The sequence below is a fragment of the Novosphingobium sp. SG707 genome (genome assembly GCF_012275515.1).
GTDB lineage: Bacteria > Pseudomonadota > Alphaproteobacteria > Sphingomonadales > Sphingomonadaceae > Novosphingobium.
On sequence record NZ_JAAZQL010000029.1, the window covers coordinates 1 to 3,833 of the forward strand.

The 3,833-nt window shown below is 62.5% G+C and carries 3 protein-coding genes; all 3 read right to left on the bottom strand.

The window, feature by feature from the left end; genetic code table 11:
• Window positions 1-91: 91 nt before the first annotated feature.
• From FHW92_RS25380 to FHW92_RS25390, 3 genes are read right to left on the bottom strand one after another with little or no spacing between them, the layout of a single operon-like run.
• Complete coding sequence (locus FHW92_RS25380; protein ID WP_168606067.1) at window positions 92-1,096, bottom strand: site-specific integrase; 1,005 nt, start codon at window positions 1,094-1,096, stop codon at window positions 92-94.
• A complete protein-coding gene (locus FHW92_RS25385; protein ID WP_168606068.1) occupies window positions 1,093-2,457 on the bottom strand; it encodes a tyrosine-type recombinase/integrase in 1,365 nt (454 codons plus the stop codon). The genes FHW92_RS25380 and FHW92_RS25385 overlap by 4 nt, the downstream gene beginning before the upstream one ends.
• Window positions 2,454-3,686: a site-specific integrase gene (locus FHW92_RS25390; protein WP_168606069.1), complete on the bottom strand. Its 1,233-nt coding sequence runs from the start codon at window positions 3,684-3,686 to the stop codon at window positions 2,454-2,456. The genes FHW92_RS25385 and FHW92_RS25390 overlap by 4 nt, the downstream gene beginning before the upstream one ends.
• Window positions 3,687-3,833: the final 147 nt, after the last annotated feature.

Here is a 3,833-nt window from a genome sequence, read left to right on the forward strand (position 1 = left end):
TTCCAGTAATCGCGAGGTGTCGATAATGTGAAGGAACGTGACCAGATTGTCTGATTTCTGCGGTTTTCTTGCCACGTTCCTTCACATTATTTCAGAGAGTGTCGAGCCAGGCGAGCACGCTTGCATCTCGTTTCCATGACGGCGGCGGCTTCTCGGTTGGCGGGGCCGCAACCTGTTCGAGGGCCTTCCGCTTCGTTTCCAGATTGGCCCTGGCATAGTGGTTGGTCGTGTCGAGGCTCACATGGCCGAGCCAACTGCGGATGACCGTAACATCGACGCCTGCCGAGATGAGGTGTACGGCGGTGGCGTGCCGGAAGGCGTGGGGCGTTACATGCTTGGCACGCAGCGTTGGCGCGGTTTCGGCCGCCGCCTTCACGTAGGCGGCAAGCTTGAACCGGACCCCCGAGGCGCTGAGCGGTTCGCCATAGCGGTTGACGAACAGCCGCTGGTCCGGCGCCCGCGGCTGCCGTTCGAGCAGCTTCCTCAGCAACATAACGGTTTCCGGCCAGAGCGGACAGATGCGCTCCTTTCGGCCCTTGCCGACCAGGCGCACGCAGTTCGGGCTTTCGAACCGGATTGCTTCGGGGCACAAGTCGAGCGCTTCCTGTATTCGTGCGCCGCTGTTGTAGAGGAACGAGAGCAACGCGTGATCGCGCATGCCTTCATGCGTCGAACGGTTAGGCTGGGCGAGGATCGCCGTCACTTCCGCTGGATCCAGATAGCAGGGTTCCGATACCGGCGCGCGCTTGACCGGAATGTTGAGGGTTTCGACGCATTGCGCGATCAATGCGGGATCCCTGGTCGCCACGAAGTGGAAGAAGCTGCGGATCGCGGCAAGCCGGCAGTTGCGCGTGCCGATCGTACCGCCGCGTTCATGTTCGGCATGACTGAGGAACGCGGCGACCTCGCTGGCCGCCAGATCAGTCAGCGTGATCATAGCCACCTTTTTTCCGGAACGTTGCGCGACGAACCGGAGGAACAGCCGCCAGGCATCGCGGTATGATCGAACTGTATGGATGGACGCGTTGCGCTGCTCGACCAGCCACTCGTAGAAGAACGCGCGCATCAGGCTCGGGAACGGGTTGGCTTTGCTCATGACTGCGCCTCCCGTCCCAGGTTGAGGCAGGGTGCGCCCACCGCCCGGAACCGCTCGTTTGCAAGATGCAGAAGATCCTGCGTGACGGTGATGTAGACCAGGGTGGAGTTGATATCCCGATGGCCGAGGTAAGTCGCCAGGAACGGTAAACGCTCCTGCGGATTGATGCCGGAGCGGTACCATTCGAGGATCCGGTTCACGACCATCGAGTGGCGCAGGTCATGCAGGCGGGGGCCGGTTCGCCCTTGTGGGGGCTTCAAACCGGCTTGGCGGATGACATCGACGAGCAGCCAGGCAACGCCTGCCGGACTATAGCGATCATTGCCCTGGTCGTGCCAGAATAGCCCCGCCTGCGGGTCTTGCGATGCGCCAGCATGTCGCCGTGCATCGATATAGTCCCGAAGCTCGGCCATCACAGTGTCGGGCAGCGGCAGGATTCTGGTCTTGAAGAACTTGGTCTGCCGGATCGTGATCGTCCCGCGCTGGAGATCAACATCCCCCAGATCGAGGCGGGCCAGCTCGCTCCGACGCAGCCCCGCGCAATAGGCCAGCAAGAGCATAGTGTAGATGCTCAACGGGCGAAGCGGCGCCCGCGGCGAGGGATAAGAACGGGCGATTTCGAGCATTCGCCGCACGTCGGCGGGCGTATAGATATGAGGTCTGCGCCACTGCTTTGCCACTTCCTTTTCTGGACGGGGGTCTGGTCGGCGCGGCGGGATGGACGGATCTCGGTGGCGGAGGATTTTCGCGAGGAGGCGCTTCAGCTTTTCGCACTCGTTCGCGTGATTGCGCGTCCTCTTCGCCGCCGACCAGTGTTCAAGCATCACCCCAATCGGCTGATCGTGAAGCGCCGGATTCAACTGCAGGAACCGGTCGAACCGCAAGAGCCACATCGGCTGCGAGGCGTATTTGTAACCCCGCCTGCGCATCAGCGCGACGTGCTCGGCCATGATTTCGCCTAGCACACTACCGAACGGTTTGGGCTGGCGCAGGTTGGCCAGCGCAGCACCCGGATCGTGTGACGCCAGCGCGCGCCAGACCGGCATGCACTGCTTGATATTGCATTCATCGCGCAGGATCACGACGGGATGGCGTTCGATCGCTCCGGTTTCCAGAAGATGATCGAGGAACCGGTCGATGATGCGGGTGCGGTGCAACCGCGTCGTCGCGGCCCATCGGGCTGATGATGCTTCCAGCCATGCCACCAGCACGGCCATGCCGAGTTCGGCATGGCGCTCGGCAACGTCCTGGAAGCCGTTGAGCGCCTGCTTGTAATAGGTGCGGCTCTTCGGGGTGTGCAGATCAAGGCCTGCCAGATAACGCACGATCAACTGCCGCTCGGGGTCGGGCCAGATTGTCATGACCGCACCTCCTGTCCCGGCACGTCGAGTGCGATGTTCCTGAGATCCTCGGTGGCCAGCTTGAGGTAAGGCGCCGTCGACTCAGCCGACCGGTGCCCGAGCAAGTCGCCGATCATTTTCTGCGGCACTGCGGCGCGCAGCATCTCGACCGCGCGGGAATGGCGGAAGATGTGCGGGCCACTCTTGCCGGGCGGCTTGACGCCGGCATCGCGGAGCCGCCGCACCACGACGTCCGCCAGCATCCCAAGTTTGCGATAAGGCGCGCGCGTGCGGATGAACACTTCCCGAGCGTCGGTTTCGGGCCGCCCCGCCCGCAGATAAGCGAGCACCGCTTCGCCCACTGGCGCCATCAGAGGCAGGAACGAGCGGGCCCGGGTCTTGGTGTGCCTGATGCAGATCGCTTCCGCGCGCCAGTCGATGTCCTCGATCCGCAGATTGCAGATCTCGCCCGACCTCAGGCCATATGTTGCGAGCAGTTGCAGGATTGCATGGTCCCGCAGCCCCACCGGCGTTCTGTCCTGCCCGGCAACCTGCAGGACAGCAGCGATCTGGTCTCGCTCAAGGATCGAGGGCACCCCCTCATAGGCATAAAGCAATGGGGCGATGACGTGCGGCGACAAGTCGATCGCGGCGCGACCCGTCCGGTGCAGATAGCGCAGCATCGAACGAAGCCGCTCCGCGACATCCTTCACTGATCTGCGCGTTTGGTGCAGGCTGCGCATGTTCATGTAGCGGTCGATGTCGCCGACGCTCATTTCCATCAGACTGTCGGCGCCGCATCGATCAAGCTGCCAAGCAAGGAAGTTCCGACCTTCCCACATCAATGCGTAGATACTGGGCTCCGCAAGGCCCCGTTCCTCGCGCAGCCAGGTTTCGTATTCGTCGCAGATCGCGAACCGCATGGCATCGGCCGCGCAAGTCGCTTTCGGCGCCGGCGGCCACTGGCCCTGTGCGAGCCGCAACAGCGCGTGGATTCCAGAGCGCGGAATCGCGTGCCAGCGCGATGCGGGAGGTCGACCATGGCGTTTGCCGAACAGCACGATCGCATGGTGCAGGTATTGCGCCACCTGCGCCTCGGTCACGTCAGTGACCGGGGTGTCGTGCTGCCTGAGATAGTCGAGGAACTGGCGCGCGTAGGCGCAGTAGTTCCAAACGGCCACCGGGTTGTAATGTTGGCTGGTCAATAAGGCATTGAGCTCGGCGATCAGATCACGATCGGTATTCGACATGGTTCCCTCCTCTGCTGGTCAAGCGACCGCAGAGGATTGGCGGGAAATAATGCGGAGCAAAGCCTGTCAGATAACGGCGGAATCGGGCGAGTTTTAGGAGTTGAAGCCGCGTTCCTTCACATTATCGACACCTCGCGATTACTGGAA